At 66.7% G+C, this 22,488-nt stretch carries 20 protein-coding genes; 6 read left to right on the top strand and 14 right to left on the bottom strand.

The genetic code is table 11. The features are described 5' to 3' along the window. Nucleotides 1-16: 16 nt before the first annotated feature. The 5 genes from ACLBYA_RS02630 to ACLBYA_RS02610 all read right to left on the bottom strand — a co-directional run bounded on the left by ACLBYA_RS02630 (nt 17) and on the right by ACLBYA_RS02610 (nt 4,903). The gene (locus tag ACLBYA_RS02630) at nt 17-406 is read right to left on the bottom strand and encodes a hypothetical protein (protein WP_447707818.1); all 390 of its coding nucleotides are present in this window, start codon (nt 404-406) and stop codon (nt 17-19) included. Nucleotides 407-461: 55 nt separating this feature from the next. After that, nucleotides 462-1,022, bottom strand: coding sequence for a hypothetical protein (locus ACLBYA_RS02625; protein WP_447707817.1), 561 nt, complete (start codon nt 1,020-1,022; stop codon nt 462-464). Nucleotides 1,023-1,036: 14 nt separating this feature from the next. Then, nucleotides 1,037-3,598, bottom strand: coding sequence for an ADP-ribosyltransferase (locus ACLBYA_RS02620; RefSeq protein WP_447707816.1), 2,562 nt, complete (start codon nt 3,596-3,598; stop codon nt 1,037-1,039). Nucleotides 3,599-3,833: 235 nt separating this feature from the next. Further along, a complete protein-coding gene (locus ACLBYA_RS02615; protein WP_447707815.1) occupies nt 3,834-4,124 on the bottom strand; it encodes a WXG100 family type VII secretion target in 291 nt (96 codons plus the stop codon). Then, nucleotides 4,124-4,903: a WXG100 family type VII secretion target gene (locus ACLBYA_RS02610; RefSeq protein ID WP_447707814.1), complete on the bottom strand. Its 780-nt coding sequence runs from the start codon at nt 4,901-4,903 to the stop codon at nt 4,124-4,126. Before ACLBYA_RS02610 ends, ACLBYA_RS02615 begins: the two co-directional genes overlap by 1 nt. Before the next feature lie 235 nt (nt 4,904-5,138). On the opposite strand from ACLBYA_RS02610, the gene leuA reads away from it, so the two are divergent. Beyond that, complete coding sequence (gene leuA / locus ACLBYA_RS02605; RefSeq protein WP_447707813.1) at nt 5,139-6,983, top strand: 2-isopropylmalate synthase; 1,845 nt, start codon at nt 5,139-5,141, stop codon at nt 6,981-6,983. Nucleotides 6,984-6,986: 3 nt separating this feature from the next. On the opposite strand, the gene ponA2 is transcribed toward leuA, so the two are convergent. The 3 genes from ponA2 to ACLBYA_RS02590 form a co-directional block, all read right to left on the bottom strand. After that, complete coding sequence (ponA2, locus tag ACLBYA_RS02600) at nt 6,987-9,431, bottom strand: transglycosylase/D,D-transpeptidase PonA2 (RefSeq protein WP_447707812.1); 2,445 nt, start codon at nt 9,429-9,431, stop codon at nt 6,987-6,989. 71 nt (nt 9,432-9,502) lie between these two features. Next, nucleotides 9,503-10,387 (bottom strand): PE-PPE domain-containing protein, encoded by an 885-nt coding sequence (locus ACLBYA_RS02595; RefSeq protein ID WP_447707811.1) that lies wholly within the window; start codon nt 10,385-10,387, stop codon nt 9,503-9,505. A 21-nt stretch (nt 10,388-10,408) separates the two neighbouring features. Then, on the bottom strand, nt 10,409-11,398 hold the full coding sequence (locus ACLBYA_RS02590) for a DEDDh family exonuclease (RefSeq protein WP_447707810.1): 990 nt from the start codon (nt 11,396-11,398) through the stop codon (nt 10,409-10,411). A gap of 74 nt (nt 11,399-11,472) precedes the next feature. On the opposite strand from ACLBYA_RS02590, the gene ACLBYA_RS02585 reads away from it, so the two are divergent. Then, complete coding sequence (locus tag ACLBYA_RS02585) at nt 11,473-12,693, top strand: MurT ligase domain-containing protein (protein ID WP_447707809.1); 1,221 nt, start codon at nt 11,473-11,475, stop codon at nt 12,691-12,693. After that, nucleotides 12,690-13,394 carry a type 1 glutamine amidotransferase gene (locus ACLBYA_RS02580; protein ID WP_447707808.1) on the top strand — a complete coding sequence of 235 codons (705 nt, stop codon included), beginning with the start codon at nt 12,690-12,692 and terminating at the stop codon, nt 13,392-13,394. The genes ACLBYA_RS02585 and ACLBYA_RS02580 overlap by 4 nt, the downstream gene beginning before the upstream one ends. Here ACLBYA_RS02580 and ACLBYA_RS02575 read toward each other — a convergent pair. The 3 genes from ACLBYA_RS02575 to ACLBYA_RS02565 form a co-directional block, all read right to left on the bottom strand. Continuing rightward, entirely contained in the window at nt 13,391-14,308 is a 918-nt protein-coding gene (locus ACLBYA_RS02575; protein WP_447707807.1) for a hypothetical protein, read from the bottom strand. The genes ACLBYA_RS02580 and ACLBYA_RS02575 overlap by 4 nt on opposite strands. A 105-nt stretch (nt 14,309-14,413) precedes the next feature. Continuing rightward, on the bottom strand, nt 14,414-15,025 hold the full coding sequence (gene recR, locus ACLBYA_RS02570) for a recombination mediator RecR (protein ID WP_447707806.1): 612 nt from the start codon (nt 15,023-15,025) through the stop codon (nt 14,414-14,416). 1 nt (nt 15,026) lies between these two features. Further along, nucleotides 15,027-15,362 (bottom strand): YbaB/EbfC family nucleoid-associated protein, encoded by a 336-nt coding sequence (locus tag ACLBYA_RS02565; RefSeq protein WP_447707805.1) that lies wholly within the window; start codon nt 15,360-15,362, stop codon nt 15,027-15,029. Nucleotides 15,363-15,471: 109 nt separating this feature from the next. Here ACLBYA_RS02565 and ACLBYA_RS02560 point away from each other — a divergent pair, with 109 nt between their 5' ends. Next, nucleotides 15,472-16,221 (top strand): Rv3717 family N-acetylmuramoyl-L-alanine amidase, encoded by a 750-nt coding sequence (locus ACLBYA_RS02560; protein ID WP_447707804.1) that lies wholly within the window; start codon nt 15,472-15,474, stop codon nt 16,219-16,221. Here the strand turns inward: ACLBYA_RS02560 and ACLBYA_RS02555 are convergent. Next, complete coding sequence (locus ACLBYA_RS02555; protein ID WP_447707803.1) at nt 16,218-16,655, bottom strand: SRPBCC family protein; 438 nt, start codon at nt 16,653-16,655, stop codon at nt 16,218-16,220. The genes ACLBYA_RS02560 and ACLBYA_RS02555 overlap by 4 nt on opposite strands. A 70-nt stretch (nt 16,656-16,725) precedes the next feature. On the opposite strand from ACLBYA_RS02555, the gene ACLBYA_RS02550 reads away from it, so the two are divergent. After that, nucleotides 16,726-18,105: an FAD-binding protein gene (locus tag ACLBYA_RS02550; RefSeq protein WP_447707802.1), complete on the top strand. Its 1,380-nt coding sequence runs from the start codon at nt 16,726-16,728 to the stop codon at nt 18,103-18,105. Next, nucleotides 18,102-19,409, top strand: coding sequence for a class I SAM-dependent methyltransferase (locus tag ACLBYA_RS02545; RefSeq protein ID WP_447707801.1), 1,308 nt, complete (start codon nt 18,102-18,104; stop codon nt 19,407-19,409). Before ACLBYA_RS02550 ends, ACLBYA_RS02545 begins: the two co-directional genes overlap by 4 nt. Here ACLBYA_RS02545 and ACLBYA_RS02540 read toward each other — a convergent pair. Together ACLBYA_RS02540 and ACLBYA_RS02535 are read right to left on the bottom strand one after the other, a co-directional pair. After that, on the bottom strand, nt 19,348-20,409 hold the full coding sequence (locus ACLBYA_RS02540) for a GGDEF domain-containing protein (protein WP_447707800.1): 1,062 nt from the start codon (nt 20,407-20,409) through the stop codon (nt 19,348-19,350). The two genes, ACLBYA_RS02545 and ACLBYA_RS02540, sit on opposite strands and share 62 nt — an antisense overlap. A 141-nt stretch (nt 20,410-20,550) precedes the next feature. Then, a complete protein-coding gene (locus ACLBYA_RS02535; RefSeq protein WP_447707799.1) occupies nt 20,551-22,467 on the bottom strand; it encodes a DNA polymerase III subunits gamma/tau in 1,917 nt (638 codons plus the stop codon). Between the last annotated feature and the right edge of the window lie 21 nt (nt 22,468-22,488).

Below are 22,488 nucleotides of genomic sequence, written 5' to 3'. Positions count from 1 at the left end.
TTCCGACCTAACACGACTAGGAACGCCGCGGTGAGAATCTTCCCGGCGACGTGACAGTTACTGGATTGCTCTGCAAAGCCGCAGACACTTGCTCGTCCACAAAGCGCCTAAGCTCTTCCTTGGTCTCCGGCAGCCCGGGTGCTGAACCGGTCTCAGCAAGTAGCACTACCGGATTCGGCAGTCCGGCAACTTCCACATGGCCGACGGGCAACAGCAACGTTCCGGGAAGGAGCGCAATCTCTTGCTCCTCCGGATGGCGCGACAAGGCCGCAATCGAACGGCCGGTCACCGTGACAATCGCAGCGACGCGTTCGGCGCTGAAATTCTCACTCGCAGTTCGCGCGTCAGCCGAGGTCGGTAATATTGCTGACAGCGTGAAGGATGTCGTGGGGGCCGGCCCGGACATGCCTCTGTACGTTATCGATGGAGTCGCCGGAAGCTGAGCGATTGCGCTCTCCAGACTAGTCGGCATTATCCGCCTCCCTTGCGCCTATCGCAGCTAGCGTCGCAGCTGCCGCACGATGGATGAACTCGCTATCCCGAGCTTCTCCATGCACTCCCCATTGCCAACTTCCAACGTACGTCTTGCCGCGATCCGGAAGGCCGGGAAACCCGACCTGAACTACGTCGGTGTTCGGGGTCGCTGGCACCGGCTGCGAGCTCGATTCAATGAGCTTTACGACAACCTCCGGCGAGTTTCCGGTGTAGCGGGCTTTCTTGTCCCCCACCTGCCCGACCGCATAGGCATCGGGCGGTCCGTCGCCGCGGATACTGCGATTGGCGGCAACCCACAGTTGAGGCTCCATGTCGCCGACCACTACGCCGGCATCTGCCTTGACCAGCGGGCGGCCAAGTCCGATGAGACCCTCGCTGAGCACTTGGATCCCGTCGTAGGGAAAACTGCGGAGTGAATGCGTTGCGGCGCAGCCGCCTATCTCCCATTTCCGCGCATAGGGAACAGAGGGCTCCAGTCCCTTCTTTATTGTGGACCGGAGAGCTGCTGCGACCTCCGGGGTGCTCAACAGTCGACCGGAGCTCAAGGTTGCACCTGCCTCAGGAAAATACGCATGACACCATCTTCTCCCAGCTCTCTGGAGATCACTTCGAACTCCGACCCTCGCGGAAACAGGATCTCGGCCTCATCCGCATAGCGGGACAAGGGTGCCACATCGACTCCGTTGTGACCTTCGATCGAAAGCAAGGTCGGCGTTCGCCCTGGATCGGCCGTCAACGCAAACTGTTCCGCCACTCTCGAATCGGTCGATGTACTGAGGTATGCAGAATCTCTGAAGATATCTCCTTGCTGCAACTGCGCGAGTAAGTCGTCAGACGCATGCAAACCCCGCCACGTGGTCGACATGAGGTCAGTCGGATCGGCTCGATAGGGAGGAAGCGACGCGAGACCTTCGTCGGTGTTCACAATTCGCTGCTCCCACGAAGCTCGCTGATCGTCGGTCATATTTGCGATCGAGTCAGAACCGAGTATTGACTGTTGCTCAGGCGACAGTGGATCAACGTCACGAAGGTAGGGATTCATGCCCTGGTAGTTCTCGGTCGTGTAATCGTAGACGCCGGCTACGCCCTCACTGCTGATGTTCGGATAAGCATCAGCGACTTGCTGCGTCCACTCATCAAAGCGATCCGGATCGACAGCCCCACTATCTAAACGGAACTCGTCGTTGATCGCCGTCAGGTCTGGTAGTTGCCCACCGACCTCGCCGTGGTTTGCGGGTGGGTCACTAAGTCCAGTGTGCGGGGGGTTATGCCCGTGATCGCCGGACTGAGAATCCACTGGATCGGAAACTTGGTCACCCGGCTGCGACGTCGGATCCGTCTCGTTGGGAGTGGACAGCCGACCTCCGTCATCGATGCCGCCATGACCTGTTGGCGTTTCACCGCTTACCTCATCCGACTTCTGGGAGATTTCGTTGCCGGAATCGCCGTTGCCCGAACCTGCCCCACTACCGGCGCTAGTCCAATCGTTCGCACTCTTGTCGCCACTCGACGACGGTCCCGGACCGTCGTCGCCACCAGGCTTACTCGGTCCACTCGGCCCCGGCGACTCACTAGGTGAGCTAATCGACGGGGACGATTGCGAGCCACCCGAAGGTGCGTCTCCGCCGCTCGGACCGGGCGAACCACCCGTCGGGACAGGACCATTCGACGACGGGCCGTCGCCGCCACCGGGGCTGGGCGAGCCACCCGTCGGCGCCGGCCCACCGGAGGACGGGCTACCGGGGCCGGCCCCGACGTCGGGAGACCCATTGGGAGACGGGCTGGTCGGCGACGGACCACCGGGATCGCCGCCCTGCGGCCGAACCGGCGCATTGCCGTTCGGAGACCCCGGGGCACTCGGCGAACCCGGCCCGGCACCCGAGGGATTCAGCACCGAACCCGGAATACCAGCCGGCGGGGTGAACTCCGGAACATGGGGCACACCAGGTGCATCCGGAAGCTCGGGCATATCCGGCGTACGGTGGCCACCGAGACCGGGCAGCCTGGCGAGCGGACCCAGATCGCCCTTCTCCAACAGGTTGCGGGTGAAGTTCAGCCCCTTGGCCACCGACCCGCCCTTGGCGAACGCCCCACCGGGGATGAAGAGTGATCCGATGTTGCCGAAGGCCTCGCCGACACCTCGGGCCGGGTTCTCACCGGTGAGTTCATCCCATGCGATGAACTCACCACCGGCCTGCAGCAGCACATCGTCGATCTTCGTCGGGTCCTTGGCGATCATGACCGCGGTATCGGCGAGCCCCTTCCACGTGGCCGGGTCCGCCAACGCCACCGTGCCGGACACCAAGCCGATCACCGCTGCCCCGAGGCCCACCTCGAAGTCGGTGTAGAGCTCCAGCCCATCCGCGATCAGATTGCCGGCGTCATCGCCGAACGTGGCCACCAGAATCGGGCGCGCCCACTTGTTGAACGCATCAGCGGCCTCGCCGAGCAGTGTGGCCAGCTCATCCAGCAGCCCCAGCACACCCTGTACCTGGTTCTGGAAGTTCTCCAGCACGTTGCCGACATCGTTGGCGATCTCGCGCAGGATATCCATGCCCTCACCGGTGAAGAATCCGGTGACGGTGTCCACCAGCCCACCGAACGACAACCGGTCCAGCAGACGCCGGATCGAATCCTGCGTCTCCTGCACACCGCGCGCGAAATCGGTGATGGCGGTGCCGATCCCGTCAGCGACGGCGGCAAGTTTGGTGGCACCCTCACCGATGTCCTTGAGAGCCTGCGTGATCTGGCCGACCTCGGGAATGTCCTGCGCACCCGCTGCCATCGATGCGGCCTGCAATGCCGGTTCGAAGACCTTCAGACCACGACCGATGTTGGTCCATTGCGCCGCAGTCACGTTCATCATTCCGGAATCACCGGTGGGCCACGTCATCGCGACCCCGAACAGCGGAATCATGTTCAGCAGCGGCTGGATCAGCCACCAGTTCGGCGGCGGCGGGACCAGACTCATCACCGGCGCATACGGCGCGTCACCGGCCTTCGTCTCGGCCTGCTCCCCGCTGACAGCGCCCGTGGGCCCCGACCCACCGGCGGTCGACGCCTGGTCGGAGTGCTGATAGTTGAGCCCGGTGGCCTCCAGCATCAGCCCGACGCTCTTGAACGAGTTGGCCAATTGCGCCAGATACGAACCGAAATCGTCGGCCTGGCGGCCGTAGCTGATCCCGAAGTTCAGGCCCGCGGCGTCCGTTCCCGATGCGATTCCGCCCGAGAGCACCTGACTCATCGCATCCGACAGCGCGCCGAGCTGTGTCCCCAGTGAGCCGACCTGCTTGCCGGCGCCGATCAGCTCCTGCGGCTCTACCTCGATCCGCACGAACTCAGCCCGCCCACATCTCTTTGTTCTTGGCGACCGCGTCGGTGTAGTTCTTGTGTGCGCCCTCGGCGACCTTGCGCAGCTGCTCCAACGATGTCTTCATCGTCTCGGCGCCGTCCTCCCACTGCTGCTGGGCCTGCTCCTGGGTATCGGAGGCCTGCCCCTCCCAGTTGGCCCGCAACGCCGCCATCGCCTGATCGATCTCTTCGAGCACCTCTGCGACCTCGCGGCCGAACTCGGCCATGTGATCGATGGCGCCCTGCAGCTGCGGGAAGTCCACCACCAACTTCGTCATCACAGACTCCGGACGGTCGAATCGGCGGCACCGGGCTCATCCGGCAGCGGCTCGGCCGGCGCGGCACCGGCCGCGTCGGCACCACCTGCGGCCCCGTCGGAATGTTCGGGCTCGCCCTCCGCGCGCTCGGCCGCGTCCGCTGCGGCCGACTGCTGAGCCAGCTCGATTCCGGCCTGCACCGCCTGCTGCGCCGCGCCCGCCGCGATCTGACCCGCCTGCACCAGGCCGGCGGTCAACTGCCCCGCCATCTGTGCGGGAATGGCGCCGAGCTGCGACAGCGGCTGCAGCACCTGGCCCAGGTTCATCTGGTCGGCGAGGCTGCCCTGCCCACCGCTCGAACCGGAACCACCCGAACCCGAACCACTCGCTCCGGAACCGCTGGATCCGCCGGCACCCGACTGACCGGCGGTTTCACCGCCGGCGCCGGAACTCGCAGCCCCACCCGGGGACGCACCGGAGCCCGAACCCGCGCCACCCTGCATGGTCGACCCGATCGCCTGGCCACCCTGCTCATCGCCTGCCGCATAGTTCTGCGCCGCGGTGTCCAGGGCCTCCGACATGGTCTGCAACGCGCGGACCACCTGACCGGCACCCTTGTGCCACTGATCCCAGTACTTCTCGAACGCGGTGGCGGCCTCACCCTTCCAGCCGGATCCCAGCAGGTTGCTGGTCTCCAGGTCGACCGCCGACAGGCCGTCCTGCAGGCGCTGCCCCGAGGCGCGCAGACGGTCCGCCGCGATATGCAGTTCCGAGGTGACGACCTCGACCGACCCGCTCATGAAACCCCCGTTTTCCTCGCCTCTCTAGCACCCTAAGCCGGGTTCGCCGCCCCCACTTGCACCAATTCGCCCACCGCCGTTTTGGCTGCGGCCGCACCCGGAGTACAGTTGCCCACGTGCAGCGGGTGCTCCTCCTCGGACGCCGCGACGGGGTCTGATCCAGACTGGCCTCCCGTCGCGGGTCTTCGCGATGCGCCGGTCTGAAGTCAAAAAACAAGACCCCGGAGCCACCACAATGACCAGCTTCAGCAAGTCCTCAGTAGATTCCCCCGACGCCTTCGCGTCCGTGCGCAGAATCTCCACTCCCGCCGGAGCCCCCAATCCCGGCCAGCCCGCCTGGAACACCCAGCGCGCGACCTCGATGCCGGTGCACCGGTACCGCTCCTTCGCCGACGAGGTCCCGGGCGGGAGCCCGGCATCAGGCGCTGTGAACGTTCCGCCTTTCGACCGCACCTGGCCCGACAAAGTCATCGACGTCGCACCCGGGTGGTGCGCGGTGGACCTGCGCGACGGCAACCAGGCGCTGATCGACCCGATGAGCCCGGCCCGCAAGCGCCGCATGTTCGACCTGCTGGTCCGGATGGGCTACAAGGAGATCGAGGTCGGTTTCCCGTCGGCCAGCCAGACCGACTTCGACTTCGTCCGCGAGATCATCGAGCAGGGCGCCATCCCCGACGATGTCACCATCCAGGTGCTGACCCAGTGCCGCCCGGAGCTGATCACCCGCACCTTCGAGGCGTGCGCGGGCGCCCCGCGCGCGATCGTGCACTTCTACAACTCGACGTCGATCCTGCAGCGCCGCGTCGTTTTCCGGGCCGACCGCGACGCGGTCAAGGCCATCGCCACCGACGGCGCCCGGATGTGCGTCGAGGAGGCCAAGAAGTACCCGGACACCCAGTGGCGTTTCGAGTACTCGCCGGAGTCCTACACCGGCACCGAGCTGGAGTACGCCGTCGACGTGTGCAACGCCGTCGCCGAGATCGTCAAGCCCACGCCCGCGGTGCCGCTGATCATCAATCTGCCCGCCACCGTCGAGATGGCCACGCCGAACGTGTACGCCGACTCGATCGAGTGGATGAGCCGGCATCTGACCCCGCGGGACTCCATCATCCTGAGCCTGCACCCGCACAACGATCGCGGAACCGCGGTCGCTGCAGCCGAACTGGGCTACCAGGCCGGCGCCGACCGGATCGAGGGCTGCCTGTTCGGCAACGGCGAGCGCACCGGCAACGTATGCCTGGTGACGCTGGGACTGAACCTGTACAGCCGCGGCGTCGACCCGCAGATCGACTTCTCCAACATCGACGAGATCCGCCGCACCGTCGAATACTGCAACCAGCTGCCGGTGCACGAGCGGCACCCCTACGGCGGCGACCTGGTCTACACCGCGTTCTCCGGCAGCCACCAGGACGCCATCAACAAGGGCCTGGATGCGATGAAAGTCTCTGCCGACGAACAGGATTCCGACGTCGATGACATCCTGTGGCAGGTCCCCTATCTGCCGATCGATCCCAAGGACGTCGGGCGCACCTACGAGGCCGTGATCCGGGTGAACTCGCAGTCCGGTAAGGGCGGCGTCGCCTACATCATGAAGGCCGATCACGGTCTGGCCCTGCCGCGCCGGCTGCAGATCGAGTTCAGCCAGGCCATTCAGCAGATCACCGACGGAGAGGGCGGCGAGGTCTCCCCCAAGGAGATCTGGGACGCCTTCTCCGAGGAGTACCTGCGCCCGATCGTCCCGCTGGAGCGGATCCGGCAGAAGGTCGACGCGGCCGAGGTCGACGGCGGCACCGACACCATCACCGCGGTCGTCAAGGTCGACGGCGAAGAGCGCGAGATCGTCGGCGCCGGCAACGGGCCACTGGCAGCGTTCTGTGATGCGTTGGCCGCCATCGGTTTCGAGGTCAACGTGCTGGACTACTCCGAGCACGCGATGTCCGCGGGCGAGGAGGCCCAGGCGGCCGCCTATGTCGAGGCATCCATCGACGGCAAGACGGTGTGGGGTGTCGGTATCGCCACCTCGATCACCACGGCGTCGCTGCGTGCGGTGGTCTCGGCGGTGAACCGCGCCGCACGCTGACCCTCACGCCGGCGGCAGCGGAGGTGGCGGGGCCGGCCACGGCAGCACGATCGGCGGCAGCCCGGGGATCTGAATGATGTTGGGCGGCGGCGGCGGTGGCACTTCCGGTGGCGGCGGCGCTCCCGGTGGAGGAGGCTGGTAGATCGGCGCCGGGGCGATCCCATTGCTGGTGTTGATGGTGATGATCGAACCGGGGATGGTCTTACCGCTCGGCGTCGTGCCCACAACCGCACCCTTGTCGGCGTAGCTGTTGACCGCAGTCGGTTGCGCTGCCACCTGGAAACCCGCTTCTTCCAACCGCTTCCGGGCCGCGTCGAAACCCAGCTGGGTCACGCTGGGTATCTCGCTGCCCGGTCCGCCCTCGACGTAGCGGGGGTCGGTCGGCGGCATCGTCACTTCACCGAAGCGGTCGGCGATCGGTTCCATCGCCAGATACCAGGTGCGGGCGGGCTCGCTGCCGCCGTAGAGGTCACCGTCACTGCACTTGCGCAGTGGGTACGAGCACAGGCTCGACGGTGAGGCGGAGTCGTCGAAGATGTAGTTCGCGGCGGCGTAACGATTGGTGAAACCGAGGAAGCCCGACGACCGGTGTGACTCGGTGGTGCCGGTCTTACCCGCCATCGGTAGGTCCCAGCCCACCGAACCCGCAGCGCCGGTGGCTGTCCCGCCGATGTGGTCCTTGCTGAGCGCATTGGCCAGCGTGTTGGCGAGCCCCTCGGGGACGACCTGTTCACAGGGGTCCGTATCCAGTACCACCTCGACGCCATTGCGATCGAAGACCTTGTCGATCGGGTTCGGTGCACACCACATACCGCCGGAGGCGAGCGTCGCAGCCACGTTGGACAATTCGAGTGCGTTGAGTTCGAGCGGCCCGAGGGTGAACGATCCCAGGTTCTGCCGCTTCACGAAATCGGCGAGGCTCTCGTTGGTGCCGGGTTCATAGGCACGCGCGCTCCCCGGCTCCGCGTACGACCGCAAGCCCAGCCGGACTGCCATGTCCACCGCGCGCGGTACGCCGATCTGGGCGATCAGTTTCGCGAACGCCGTATTGGGCGATTTCGCCAGCGCATCAGTCACGTTCATCGAGCCCGCGAACCCGGAGACGTTGCGCACGCACCAGGTCTTCGCTGGACATCCCGGCTCGGAGCTGCTGCCCAGCCCGGTCCCCCGGAATGTCGCAGGGACGTCGAGTTTGGCGTCGATGCCCATCCCCATCTCCAACGCCGCCGCCGTGGTGAAGATCTTGAAGATCGAACCGGCGCCGTCCCCGACGAGCGAGAAGGGCTGCGGCTGCAGCGTCTGCCCGGCGTCGAGGTCCAGGCCGTAGGTACGGCTGTCGGCCATCGCCACCACACGGTGGGTGTCCTTGCCCGGTGTGATGACACTCATCACGCTGGCAACCCCTTCCGTCCTGGGATCGGCCACCTCGTCGACAGCCCTCTTCACGCTGTCCTGTGCCCTCGGGTCCAGCGTCGTGCGGATCAGATAGCCGTTACGGGCCACCTCGGCCCGGTCCAGGCCGGCATTGGCCAGGTACCGCATCGCGTACTCACAGAAGAACGCACGGTCGCCCGCGGCGATACACCCCTGCGGCAGCGGATCGGGCTGCGCCAGTACCCCCAAAGGTTGAGCCCTGGCCGTTCTCAGTTCTTCCGCCAGTTCGGGCAGATTCTCGATCAGGGTGTCCAGCACGAGGTTGCGCCGCTGCAGTGCGGCGTCGGGGTTGGTATAGGGATCGAGCACACTGGTGGAGCGCACCATTCCGGCCAACAGGGCAGCCTGCTGCCAGTTCAGTTCGCCCGCGTTGATGCCGAAGTAGGTCTTCGCGGCGTCCTGAACACCGAACGCCCCGTTCCCGAACGACACCAGGTTCAGATAACGCGTCAGGATCTCTTGCTTGGACAGCGCGGCATCCAGGGCGAGTGCCGCGCGGATCTCGCGCAGCTTCCGGGCCGGACTGATCTCCACGGCGGCGCGTCGTTCCGCGTTGGTCTGCGCCTTCACCAGCAGGTTGAAGTTCTTGACGTACTGCTGCTCCAGCGTCGACCCACCACGTGTGGATTCGTCACCCCGCAGGTACCCGGTCAGGCCCTGCAGGGTGCCCGGCCAGTCGACGCCGTTGTGCTCGCCGAACCGCTTGTCTTCGATCGAGATGATGGCCAACTTCATGGTGTCGGCGATCCGGTCACCGGGAACCACCCAGCGCCGCTGGTCGTACAGCCACGCAATGGGATTGCCCTCGGCGTCGACCATGGTGGACACCGACGGCACCTCGCCCGCCAACAACTGTGCGGATTCCTCGGTGACCGAATCGAATACCCGCATGGCCAGTACAGCCGGCCCGCCGACGAACGGGAACAGGAGCGCGGCAACGAGCACTCCGACGAGCGCACACCAGGCGCCCAATTTGGCGACTGTCGTCCCTTTTGCCCGACGTCGGTCGTGCATGGCGCCAGCATAGGACTGCGGACGGGTCACGGTACGAAAATCGCGCGTCCACCTGTCGTCGCTACACCGGTTCAGCGATGTCCGGTATACCCGGCGTCGATCAGCCACCGCAGCGGTACGTCGACGGTGTCGATCACCGGGTTTGTCCAACTCCAGATCCGCAGCCACCGGGTCAGCGGCAGGGTGTCGGACTTGACCAGCACGTGAATGTTGGTGCCGCCCTTGCTGTTGTGCTGTGTGGTGATGATCCGGACGCGCTCCTGGGTGTCGTCGCGGTGCACCCCCTCGGCACGCTGGGCGTCGGTGGTGTCGGCCCAGGCGACCCGGTAGCCTAGGTGATCCTTCGCCGACAGCAGGGAGTTCCAGACGGCCACCAAGTTCCAGGCGTGGTCCGGGAAGTCGGCGATGCGGTCGTACTCCTGGGCCACGGTGGTCGTGGTGAACACCGTGTCGTCATCGGCACTCAGCGGCGGCAGCAGGTCGCCCATGTTGATGAAATGTCTTCGCATGAACGGCATTTCGCCGCCTGAATTGTTGGTGGGATCACCGAAGGTGATGAACTCGTAGTCTGGTCCCGGGACGGCCGGATCGTCGGGCGCCTGCGCCAGGATCTTCTTGAGCTGTTGGGCGACGGCCGCACCGAGGCTGTAGCCGATGATCGTGTCACCAGGCCGCACCGTCGCGAAGGCGTTGGCGGTGCCTTCGCGCACCGCCGCGCCGAAGGGCCGGCCGGTGTGTACGCCATCGCGACTGAACTGGATCACCGCATCGATACGGGGGTTCGGGCCCAGATCGGCGAGCCGGTCCCGGGCCTGCTCGATGGTCATCTCCGACGGCGAGTTCGCGGTGCGTCCGCCACCGAGGAACCAGGTGGTACCCGAGTCGGTGATGTCCGCGTGCGCGGACGGTGCCAGCAGCAGCGCCGCAGCCAGGGCTACGGCACCGGTGCGGATCATGCGGTGACCGTAGTCCTGCGGTCAGAACAGTGCGAACTGATCCCCGTCACCGGTGACATCGGTGAAGTCCTCGACATCGGTGCCTCCGACCACACGGGCAACCATCGCCATGAACTCGGCATCGCTGACCAGCGGTATCCCCAGCTCAGTGGCCTGATAGCCCTTCCCCTGATCCGGTGTGGGCGTGTTGCACACCACCAAAGAGGTCTGCTGGTCGACGTTTTCGGCGTACGCCAGGCCGGCATCGACGATGCGTTCGATGACCTCTTCATGGGTGTGGGTCATCTCGGCGGACAACGCCACCCGCATGCCCTGCACCAGCGGCCGGCCGGCGACATAGGGCCCCGGATTCTGGTACGTGCAGGGCATCCGCGCGGCCAGCACCTTCAGCGGCCGCAACTCGTCGTGGGTGACCTGCCCGCTGGGCCAGATCCGGCGGCTCACCGACCGGATCGGCAGCCACGCCTTGCGTTCCCGGGCCTGTACCAGCGCCGGTTTGAGGATCTGGGCGAGCACCAGCGCATCATCGAGCGCATCGTGGGGGCGCAACTGAGTGGCACCCCAATGCCGAGCCAGGGTCTCCAGCCGCAGGTTCTCGGTGCCCAGGTCCAGACGTCGGGCCAGCTCCACTGTGCACATGACGGTATCGGTGGGCAGCGCAGTGCCGACGAGCTCGGCCTCGGCGGCCAGGAATGCGTAGTCGAAGGCGACGTTGTGCGCGACCAGGGTGCGGCCGTGCAGCACCTCCATCAGAGCCGGGGCGATATCGGCGAAGGTGGGTTGCCCCTCCAACATCTCGGTGGTCAGACCGTGCACGTGGGTGGGTCCGGGGTCGACGCCCGGGTTGAGCAGTGAGGAGACGCTGTGTTCGACATTGCCGTCGTCACCCACCGCCAGGGCCGCCACACTGACCACCCGTGCCTGGCCGGGCCGGAAGCCCGTCGTCTCGACATCGACGACGGCCCATCCGGCGCCCGTGTCGGCCGACGGCCGGCCCCAGCACTGGCTCATAACCCGAGGATGGCACGGGCCTCCGACAACACCGGATCGCACCGCCGCGTGTCGGGCACCTAATATTCGGTTCGATGGTGTCGACACGAGGACGCGTGGCGCTGGGCGCCGGGGCCGCCGCACGGTGGGCATCCCGGGTGACCGGGCGTGGTGCCGGGGCGATGATCGGCGGCCTGGTGGCGATGTCGATCGACAAGTCGATCCTGGGCCAGCTGGGCAGCGGACGCCGCACGGTGGTGGTGACCGGCACCAACGGCAAGTCCACCACCACCCGCATGACCGCCGCCGCGCTGGCCACGGTGGGTCCGGTGGCGACCAACGCCGAGGGCGCCAACATGGACGCCGGCCTGGTGGCCGCGCTCGCCGGGGCCCGTAAAACCGATCTGGCCGCGCTCGAGGTCGACGAGATGCACGTCCCGCATGTCAGCGATGCGGTGTCACCGTCGGTGATCGTGCTGCTGAATCTGTCCCGCGACCAGCTCGACCGGGTCGGTGAGATCAATCACATCGAAAGGACGCTGCGGGCCGGGTTGGCCCGGCATCCGGATGCGGTGGTGATCGCCAACTGTGACGACGTCCTGATGACGTCGGCCGCCTATGACTGCCCAAATGTGGTGTGGGTGGCCGCCGGCGGATCCTGGGCCGGCGACTCGGTGAGTTGTCCGCGCAGCGGGGAGATCATCGTCCGCAACGGCAGCGACTGGCACTCCACCGGCACCGATTTCACACGTCCCACCCCCGCATGGTGGTTCGACGACACCACGATCCACGGACCCGACGGCTTCTCCGCGCCGATGACGCTGGCCCTGCCCGGCGCGGCCAACCGCGGTAACGCCACCCAGGCGGTCGCCGCGGCGGTGGCACTGGGTGCCGATCCGGCCGCGGCGGTACGTGCGGTCGCTGCCGTCGACGAGGTCGCCGGCCGCTATCGCACCGTACGCATCGGTGACCACACCGCCCGATTGTTACTGGCCAAGAATCCGGCCGGCTGGCAGGAGGCACTGTCGATGATCGACAAAGATGCTGCGGGCGTGGTCATCTCGGTCAACGGTCAGGTTCCCGACGGGGAGGATCTGTCCTGGCTGTGGGATGTCCGGTTCGAGCATTTCGAACAGACGCAGGTAGTAGCGGCCGGGGAGCGCGGTACCGACCTTGCCGTCCGGTTGGGCTACGCGGGCGTCGAGCACACCCTGGTGCATGACACCCTCGCCGCCATCGCGTCCTGCCCTCCCGGGCATGTCGAGGTCATCGCGAACTACACGGCCTTCCTGCAACTGAATCGGCGGCTGCCATGATCCAGATCGGTCTGGTGCTGCCCGATGTGATGGGCACCTATGGTGACAGCGGTAACGCCGTCGTCCTGCGACAGCGGTTGTCGCTGCGCGGTATTGCCGCCGAGATCATCGAGATCACACTCGCCGACCCGGTGCCGGAATCATTGGACATCTACACCCTCGGCGGCGCCGAGGACTACGCCCAGCGACTGGCCACCAAACACCTGATCCGGTACCCGGGTCTGCAACGGGCCGCCGTGCGCGGCGCCCCGGTGCTGGCGATCTGCGCCGCCATCCAGGTGCTCGGGCACTGGTATGAGACCTCGGCCGCGGAGCGCGTCGACGGTGTCGGACTGCTGGATGTGACCACTTCACCGCAACAGGCCCGCACCATCGGCGAGGTGGCGTCCACCCCGCTGCTCACCGGCCTCACCCAACCGTTGACGGGTTTCGAGAACCACCGCGGCGGAACGGTTCTCGGCACCGACGCCGCGCCGCTGGCGGCCGTCACCAAGGGCGCGGGCAACCGTGCCGGCGACGGATACGACGGGGCCGTGCAGGGCAGCGTCGTCGCCACCTATCTGCACGGCCCGTGCCTGGCCCGCAACCCGGAGCTGGCCGATCACCTGCTGTCCCAGGTGGTCGGCGAGCTTCCGCCGCTGCAGTTGCCCGAGGTGGACCTCCTGCGCTCCGAGCGGCTGGCCGCACCCCGGCGGGTCTAGGCAACCTCACTTTCTCGCCCAAACGAACAAATGGACCGAAAAGTGCGAGTAGATCCGGCCTTTTCGTAGATCTCGGTGCCGCCGCGACGGACGAAAGCCTCGCCGACCCGTCCCAGGATCTCGGATTTGGTGTCCTCTGCGATCACCCGGATCACCTCGACGCCACGTGCACGGATCTTCGGCAACCGCCGGATGTCCGTCACATACTGCTGACGGGAAGTCCGATGCTGGTCGCCGTCGTACTCGACCCCCAATCCGATCTCCCGCCACCCCATGTCCACATACGCGAACACGAAGCCGTTGGCGTCGCGCACCGGAATCTGCGTCTCGGGTACCGGATATCCGTTGTCTATCAACAACAGTCGTAACCAGCTTTCCTTCAGAGATGCGGCTCCCGGGTCCACCAACGGAACCAGTTCGCGCAGTTGCCGCACGCCGCGGACAGCACCATAGCGTTGTTCGAGTGCGGCAATCTCTGCAGGATCGAACGGCGCGGCGCGCATCAGCGCGTCGAGCCTGCCCATCGCCAGCGACCGCCTCTGATACCGGCCCAGGTCGAAGGCGGTGCGCGCCCGAGTCGCCACCGGGATGCCGTCGAGCGTGGTCCACTCGTCGGGTTGGATCCGATCCATCCGCACCTGCAGGCCGGGTTGTCGCCGGCGCTGCGCTGTCAGGATCTCGATCGGCTCGTCGTCGTCGACCCAATCGGCTCCGTGCAGCGCAGAAGCCGCCACGCCGGTGATCACGCCGGTGCGATCGGAGGCCAGCCATGCCGCCATAGTGCGGTCCGCCAGTGTCAGGGCAGCGCGCTTCGGTACATGAACGCCGCGGAACACCGGCCGATAGAACTGTCGCAGTATCTGGCGGGGCATCCCCTCACCGAGGGCTTCTCTGCCCAGGAATATCTCTGTCATGGCGGCATCGTCGTCTCCGGGTCTGACACGGATGCCGAGGTTGACGGACGGGTGGGATCTACTCGCAAGAATCCGCCCGTTTGTTCGTTTGGGCGGGAAAGAGACCTAGACCATCGTACGACGGCCGGCCAGGGCGCGGCCCAGGGTGAGCTCGTCGGCGAACTCGAGGTCACCACCCATCGGCAAGCCCGACGCGATACGCGACACCGTCAGCCCGGGGATGTCACGCAACATCCGCATCAGGTACGTCGCGGTGGCTTCACCTTCGGTGTTGGGATCGGTGGCGATGATCACCTCGGCGACGTCGACCCCGTCGACCCGCTCCCCGATCCGGTTGAGCAACTCACGGATCCGCAGCTGGTCCGGCCCGATCCCGGACAGCGGATCCAGCGCACCGCCCAGCACGTGATACCGGCCGCGGAACTCCCGGGTCCGTTCGACGGCCTGGATGTCCTTGGGTTCCTCGACCACACACACCAGCGACGCATCGCGGCGCGCGTCGTTGCAGATCCGGCAGCGCTCCTCATCGGAGACGTTTCCGCACACGGCGCAGAAGGTGACACCGTCGCGGATCCGGCCGAGCACCGCGGTCAACCGGTCGATGTCCGGCGGTTCGACCGACAGCAGGTGGAACGCGATGCGCTGGGCGCTCTTGGGCCCGATACCGGGCAGCTTGCCCAGCTCGTCGATCAGATCCTGGACAGGTCCCTCGAACAAGTCACATTCCCGGCATACCGAGGCCACCCAGCCCGCCGGCCAACGGACCCAGCCGGGTCTGCGCCAGGATGGTGACCTGTTTGGAGGCGTCGGCAAGCGCGCCGACGATCAGATCCTGCAGGGTCTCCGGATCCGACGGATCGATCACCTTGGGGTCGATGGCCACCGCGATCACCTCGCCGCTGCCCTTCATGGTGATCTGAACCAGACCGCCGCCGCCCTGGCCGTGCACCTCGGCGTTGGCCAGCGCCTCCTGCGCCTCCATCAGCTGCTGCTGCACCTGTTGGGCCTGCGCGAGCAGTGCCGACATATCGGGCTGACCACCACCGGGCTGCATAAGGTTCCTTCGACGTGTTGATTGCGGCCCGGTCTCGACTTCGTTGCGCTACGAGCCCAAGGCGCTGTGCACTTTCAACACTAGCCGTCTGCGCGACTACCGTGGCGGCGTGCACGTCCCCAACAGCTTGCGTGTCGGCGCGGCCACCGCGACCGCCGTGCTGGTGGCCGCCGTTTCCGTCGGCGCCCCACCGGCCGCCGCAGCGCCGGGCAGCATCGCCGGCAAGATCGTGTTCCTCGACCCCGGCCACAACGGGGCCAACGACGCCTCGATCAGCCGTCAGGTGCCGACCGGCCGCGGCGGGACCAAGGACTGCCAGGCCAGCGGGACGGCGACCAACTCCGGCTATCCCGAGCACACCTTCAACTGGGATGTCACGCTGCGGGTCCGCGCGATCCTCGATGCCAACGGGGTCCGCACCGCGATGTCACGCGGCAACGACAACGCCCTGGGTCCGTGTGTGGACGAACGCGCCGCGATGGCCAATGCGCTGCGCCCGAACGCCATCGTCAGCATCCATGCCGACGGCGGCCCGGACACCGGGCGCGGATTCCACGTGCTGTACTCGTCGCCCCCGCTCAACCCCGTGCAGGCCGGCCCCTCGGTGCAGTTCGCCCAGATCATGAAGGATCAGCTGCAGGGCTCGGGGATCCCGCCGGCCAACTACATCGGCTCGGGCGGGCTGAACCCGCGCTCGGATATCGCGGGCCTCAACCACGCCCAGTTCCCGTCGATCCTCGTCGAGCTGGGCAACATGAAGAACCCGGCGGACTCCGCGCTGATGGAGTCCGAGGCCGGGCGGCAGAAGCTGGCCGAAGCGGTGGCGCGTGGTATCGCCACCTGGCTGGCCAACAGTTAGCTTTCGAGCTCTTTCTTCAGGTTCTCCAGCACCTCGGCCTGGATCTTGCGCAGGCCCAACGGCGCGAAGGTCTTCTCGAAGAAGCCCTTGATCCCGCCGGCCCCGGTCCACGACGTCTTCACCGTGACGGTGGAACCGGTCCCGGCCGGTGCCACGGTCCAGTTGGTGACCAGCGACGAGTTGGCGTCCTTCTCGATGACGGTCTTGCCTGCCACATCGATGCCGGCCTTGACGTCGCGCGAGCGCGACTCGGTGGCCTGCAGCTTCCAGGTGACGACGGTGCCCGCGCCCTGCCCGCCCTCAAGCACCGCATAGTTGCTGTAGTGCGAGGAGAGGATCTTCGGCCGCACCGTCTGGTAATCGGCGACCGCGGCGAGCACAGCGTCCGGCTCGGCGTTGATCAACACAGTGCTGGAGGCGCTGACCTGTCCCATGAGTGCAAAACTCCCGTCATCACGTATCTGTGCGGTCGCAAGGTCAGCGACCGAGGACTAGCGTATATGTGTGTCTGTCGGTGCGACTGACGCACAAGCTGTACACGAGGCGGGCGTGCAGCGGCTGCTGGACAGCTACCGCGCCATCCCTGCGTCAGCGACCGTGCGGCTGAGCAAACCCACGTCCAACCTGTTCCGGGCGCGGGCGCCCTCGGCTGCCAAGGGCCTCGACACCTCGGGGCTGACCGGTGTCATCGCGGTGAACGCGAACACCCGCACCGCCGATGTGGCCGGGATGTGCACCTACGAGGACCTGGTGGCCGCGACGCTGCCCCATGGCCTGTCCCCGTTGGTGGTCCCCCAACTCAAGACGATCACCCTGGGCGGCGCGGTGACCGGCCTGGGAATCGAATCGGCATCGTTCCGCAACGGACTGCCGCACGAGTCGGTGCGTGAACTCGACATCCTCACCGGGGCAGGCGAACTCGTCACCGCCAGCCGTACCGAGAACTCCGACCTGTTCCATGCGTTCCCTAATTCCTATGGGACGCTGGGCTATTCGGTACGTCTACGGATCGAGCTGGAACCGGTTCAGCCGTTCGTCGCGCTACGGCACCTGCGATTCGGATCGACGTCTGAGCTGATCGCCACGATGGACCGCATCATCGAGACCCGTGGCCACGACGGGATCCCGGTCGATTACCTGGACGGCGTGGTGTTCAGCGCTGCTGAGAGCTATCTGTGTCTGGGCACCCAGACGGCCACACCCGGGCCGGTCAGCGACTACACAGGTGCCGATATCTACTACCGGTCCATCCAGCACCCGCGCGGCGAACTGCACGACCGGCTCACCATCGCCGACTACCTGTGGCGCTGGGACACCGACTGGTTCTGGTGTTCACGGGCTTTCGGCGCACAACACCCGGTGGTGCGCAGGTTGTGGCCGCGGCGGCTGCGGCGCAGCAGCTTCTATTGGAAGCTGATCGGCTACGACCGGCGCTTCGGGATCGCCGACCGGATCGAAAAACGTCACGGCCGGCCACCTCGGGAGCGTGTCGTGCAGGACGTCGAGGTACCCATCGAGCGCTGCCAGGAGTTCCTCGACTGGTTTCTGGCCGAAGTTCCGATCGAGCCGCTCTGGTTGTGCCCCCTGCGACTTCGCGACGACACGAGCTGGCCGCTGTACCCGATCCGGCCGCATCAAAGCTACGTGAACATCGGCTTCTGGTCGTCGGTACCAGCCGGCCCCACCCCCGGCCACACCAACCGGCGCATCGAGTCCGCGGTCACCGACCTCGACGGTCACAAATCGCTGTACTCGGAATCTTTCTACGGTCCCGACGAGTTCTACGGGCTGTACGGCGGCGAGGCCTACAAGTCGGCCAAGAAGATCTACGACCCGGACACCCGGCTGTTGGATCTGTATGCGAAGGCGGTGCAGAACAAGTGACGACATTCAAGGGCCAATCCCACGATCAGGGCCGGCTCAGCCTCGCCGAGATCCTGGAGATCTTCGCCGCGGGCCGACTGCCACTCAAATTCACCGCCTATGACGGCAGTTCCAGCGGGCCCGATGACGCGACCGTGGGGCTCGACCTGCGCAGCCCCCGCGGCACCACCTATCTGGCCACGGCGCCCGGCGAGCTCGGGCTGGCCCGCGCCTATGTGGCCGGCGATATCGAGCCGCTCGGTGTCCACCCCGGCGACCCGTACGACCTGCTGCGCGCCATGGCCGCCACATCGGCCTTCAAACGACCACCGGCGCGGGTGCTGGCCAACATCATCGCCTCGATCGGCCTTGAGCACCTGCTGCCGATCGCCCCGCCGCCACAGGAAGCCCAGCCGCGCTGGCGACGCTTCGCGGATGGTGTGCTGCACAGCAAGACTCGTGACGCCGAGGCCATCCACCACCACTACGACGTGTCCAACACCTTCTACGAGTGGGTGCTCGGCCCGTCGATGACCTACACCTGTGCGTGCTACCCAGACGAGGACGCGACGCTGGAACAGGCGCAGGACAACAAGTACCGACTGGTGTTCGAGAAGCTACGCCTGCAACCCGGCGATCGCCTGCTCGACGTCGGGTGCGGTTGGGGCAGTATGGTGCGCTACGCGGCGCGCCGCGGGGTGAAGGCACTGGGTGTGACGCTGTCCGCAGAGCAGGCCGCCTGGGCGCACCGTGCCATCGCCGCCGAGGGACTGTCTGACCTGGCCGAGGTACGACACGGCGACTACCGCGATATCGAGGAGTCCGGCTTCGACGCGGTGTCCTCGATCGGTCTCACCGAACATATCGGCGTGGCGAACTATCCGGCGTACTTCGCCTTCCTGCAGGCCCGGATGCGTACCGGCGCACTGCTGCTCAACCACAGCATCACACGTCCGAACAATCGCACCGGCACGACCGCCAGCTTCTTCATCGACCGGTATGTCTTTCCCGACGGCGAGCTCACCGGGTCGGGGCGCATCATCACCGAGGCCCAGGACGTCGGGTTCGAGGTGCTCCACGAGGAGAACCTGCGCCACCACTACGCCCTGACCCTGCGGGACTGGTGCCGCAATCTGGTCGAGCACTGGGATGAGGCGGTCGACGAGGTGGGCCTGCCCACCGCCCGGGTATGGGGGCTCTACATGGCCGGTTCACGCCTCGGATTCGAGTCCAATGTGGTGCAGCTGCACCAGATCCTGGCGGTCAAGCTGGACGATCACGGCGATGACCGGGGCCTGCCGCTGCGACCGTGGTGGATTTCGTAGCGTAGACGACGCAGGTAGCGCCACCGGAGCGTTTCGCTTCGTACATGGCGGCATCGGCGTGGCGCAGGACGTCGTCGACGCTGAAATGCGGATCCGCGACATCGAGGGTCGCGATACCGATGCTCGCGGTGAGCGCCATACCCTCGACGCGGGTGTCGGTCAGCGGGCGCAACCGGTCGATCAAATCATCGACGGCCACACGCGGCGCGGTGGTGAAGGCAACGAGGACAAGCTCATCACCGCCGATGCGGGCGGTGAGTTCGTCGGGTGATGCCAACGCTTTCAGCATCCGGGCCATCCCCGCCAGCGCGATATCGCCGACGGCGTGTCCCGCGCTGTCGTTGAGCTGTTTGAACCTGTCGATATCGCACACTGCGGCAATGACAGTGGCGTGCGCATCGACACCGGCAAGGGCCGCGTGGACGGAGGCGTACATGCCGCGGCGATTTCGCAATCCGGTCAGCGGATCGTGGTGCGCTGAGCGCGCGGTCTTTCGCAGCGCTTTGCGGCCATTCTCGACCAGCAGGCCTCCGCATACGGACACGATCACGACCCAGGTGACGGTCGGCAGCAACACCGGGATCGTGTCCCACAGCGTGGCACGTCCGGTGAGAGCGCCGTGGCCGACGATGACCACAATGACCGTGCTGCAGAACGTGAGATGGGCGACGAGAGGCCGCCAGCCGAGCAGAAAGGCGACGTACACGCCGTTGACGCTGAGGAAGGCGGCGACACAGAGGGCAGCAATCGGCGTAGACATCGTGACGGCCGCTGCGGCAATTGCGACATCCAGCCACACCGCGAAGGCCGTGGCCTGTAGGTGGGTCGGCCAGCGTCCGTGCACCCAGCGCACCCCCACCGCCACCGCAATCAGGGCGATGACGACATGGAGCACTCGGGCGCCGACAACGCCGGGGCCGGCGGGATGGAACTGGAATACGACCAGCAACCCGGCCAGCGCGAAACATCCGGCTCCCGCGATCCAGGAGAACAACCGCATGAAGCGACCCTCCCGAAGGGCGCTGGTCGCGAACCGGTAATTCCGGCCACCCCAACGTTCAGCAACCGGTTTACTCACTGACAGCCTCTCACTATCTTCGGATTGAGCAAACAGCTTAACCCGACTCGATAGATTCGTCAGCTAACTCTTTTCGATGCGGCGGGCACCCAGCTCGGTCTGCAGCAACTCGATCGCCACTTCCTCGGGGTCCCGGCGCAACACTTCCGAAGTATCGGCGCTGGCCTCGGCCAGCATGCGCTCCTCCTCGGCTGCCGGATCGGGCTTGGCCGCAGATCCGGCGTCCGACGGTGCCGGCTCGCCGGTATCCGGCACACAGCGGATCTGCCAGTTGACCCCGAGGGCATCCTTGAGCGCCTCGCGGATGACATCGACATTGCGGGCTTCGTTGAGACGCTTGGCCAGCGGTGGGGCTCGGTGGCTGAGGACCAGCACGTCACCGTCGACGGCGCGCACAATCGCGTCGGCGAGCATGGCGTTCACCGGCTTGCTGCGGGCATTCACCTTCTCGCGCACCGTATCCCACATCGATCGAACCGCGGCCGCGTCGGGTTGACCCAGCGCCGGGGCGGGCGCCGGCTCAGGCTCGGGAACCGGTGCCGGCGTCGGAGCCGGCGGAGGTGGTGTCACCGGTTCGGGCGCCGGGGCGGGTTCGGGCTGCGGCAGTGGTCGGGGCGCGGGCTCCGGTTCGGGAGCCGGTTCGGGCTCGGGAACCGGCTCCGGCTGTGGTTCGGGCCTGGGCGGGGGCGCCGGTGGTGGCGGTGGTGGCGGAGGTGGTGCAGTCTCGGTCTGAGCGGCCTGCGCACGACTGGCCCGGACGAACTGGCGGGCCGGGGCCGGTGGCGCCTCGGCCGTGGCCGCACCGGGCATCGCGGCGGGGATGGCCATGTCGAGCCGGGTCTCGATGCGCTCGATACGTTGCAGCAGCGCCGATTCGGTGTCATGGGCCGAGGGCAGCAGCAACCGCGCGCACACCACCTCCAGCAGCAACCGCGGTGCGGTGGCGCCGCGCATCTCCCCCAGACCGGCGTGCACCACCTCGGCATACCGGGCCAGGGTGGCCGCCCCGAGCCGGCCGGACTGCTCGCGCATGCGGTCCAGCACGCTCTCCGGTGCATCGACCACACCGCGGTCGGCAGCGTCCGGAACCGCCTGCATGACAATGAGATCGCGGAAACGTTCGAGCAGATCGGTGGCGAACCGGCGGGGGTCGTGGCCCGCGTCGATGACTGCTTCGACGGCGCCGAACAGGGCGGCGGCGTCCCCGGCGGCGAGTGAATCGACGGCATCATCGATCAAGGCCACGTCGGTGGCGCCCAGCAGCGAGAGTGCCCGCTGGTAGACCACCCGGTTGCCGTCGGCGCCGGCGACCAACTGGTCCAGCACCGACAGGCTGTCGCGCGGCGAGCCGCCACCGGCGCGGATCACCAGCGGGTAGACGGCGTCGTCAACCGTCACGCCCTCGTCGGCGCAGATGCGCTCCAACAGCCCCCGCATCGTCTTGGGGGCCAGCAGCCGGAACGGATAGTGATGCGTGCGAGACCGGATGGTCGGCAATACCTTTTCCGGTTCGGTGGTGGCGAACACGAAGATCAGGTGGTCCGGTGGCTCCTCGACGATCTTGAGCAGCGCGTTGAAGCCGGCCGTGGTGACCATGTGCGCCTCATCGACGATGAAGATGCGGTATCGCGACTGGGCCGGCGCGTAGAACGCCCGGTCCCGCAGTTCCCGGGTGTCGTCCACACCGCCGTGGCTGGCGGCGTCCAGTTCGACGACGTCGACATTGCCGGGCCCGTTGGGCGCCAGCGCCACGCACGAGTCGCACACCCCGCACGGCGTCGGGGTGGGGCCCTGTTCGCAGTTGAGCGAACGGGCCAGGATGCGAGCCGACGATGTCTTACCGCAGCCGCGCGGCCCGGAGAACAGGTAGGCGTGGTTGATGCGGCCGGCCGACAGCGCGGTCGACAGCGGTGCGGTGACATGCTCCTGGCCGACGACCTCGGCGAAGCTAGCGGGTCGGTACTTGCGGTAGAGCGCCACGGTCGCCCAGGTTACCCAGCG

The organism is Mycobacterium sp. C31M (assembly GCF_053345865.1).
The sequence above is the reverse complement of the archived record's forward strand: the minus strand, read 5'-3'. Positions and strand labels throughout refer to the sequence as shown.

Excerpts from the sequence above, each read along its gene's own strand:
- ACLBYA_RS02630 (WP_447707818.1), bottom strand. The coding sequence starts at position 406 with ATGTCCGGGCCGGCCCCCACGACATCCTTCACGCTGTCAGCAATATTA.
- ACLBYA_RS02620 (WP_447707816.1), bottom strand. The coding sequence starts at position 3,598 with ATGCTGGAGGCCACCGGGCTCAACTATCAGCACTCCGACCAGGCGTCG.
- ACLBYA_RS02615 (WP_447707815.1), bottom strand. The coding sequence starts at position 4,124 with ATGACGAAGTTGGTGGTGGACTTCCCGCAGCTGCAGGGCGCCATCGAT.
- ACLBYA_RS02610 (WP_447707814.1), bottom strand. The coding sequence starts at position 4,903 with ATGAGCGGGTCGGTCGAGGTCGTCACCTCGGAACTGCATATCGCGGCG.
- leuA (WP_447707813.1), top strand. The coding sequence starts at position 5,139 with ATGACCAGCTTCAGCAAGTCCTCAGTAGATTCCCCCGACGCCTTCGCG.
- ponA2 (WP_447707812.1), bottom strand. The coding sequence starts at position 9,431 with ATGCACGACCGACGTCGGGCAAAAGGGACGACAGTCGCCAAATTGGGC.
- ACLBYA_RS02595 (WP_447707811.1), bottom strand. The coding sequence starts at position 10,387 with ATGATCCGCACCGGTGCCGTAGCCCTGGCTGCGGCGCTGCTGCTGGCA.
- ACLBYA_RS02590 (WP_447707810.1), bottom strand. The coding sequence starts at position 11,398 with ATGAGCCAGTGCTGGGGCCGGCCGTCGGCCGACACGGGCGCCGGATGG.
- ACLBYA_RS02585 (WP_447707809.1), top strand. The coding sequence starts at position 11,473 with ATGGTGTCGACACGAGGACGCGTGGCGCTGGGCGCCGGGGCCGCCGCA.
- ACLBYA_RS02580 (WP_447707808.1), top strand. The coding sequence starts at position 12,690 with ATGATCCAGATCGGTCTGGTGCTGCCCGATGTGATGGGCACCTATGGT.
- ACLBYA_RS02575 (WP_447707807.1), bottom strand. The coding sequence starts at position 14,308 with ATGACAGAGATATTCCTGGGCAGAGAAGCCCTCGGTGAGGGGATGCCC.
- ACLBYA_RS02565 (WP_447707805.1), bottom strand. The coding sequence starts at position 15,362 with ATGCAGCCCGGTGGTGGTCAGCCCGATATGTCGGCACTGCTCGCGCAG.
- ACLBYA_RS02555 (WP_447707803.1), bottom strand. The coding sequence starts at position 16,655 with ATGGGACAGGTCAGCGCCTCCAGCACTGTGTTGATCAACGCCGAGCCG.
- ACLBYA_RS02540 (WP_447707800.1), bottom strand. The coding sequence starts at position 20,409 with ATGCGGTTGTTCTCCTGGATCGCGGGAGCCGGATGTTTCGCGCTGGCC.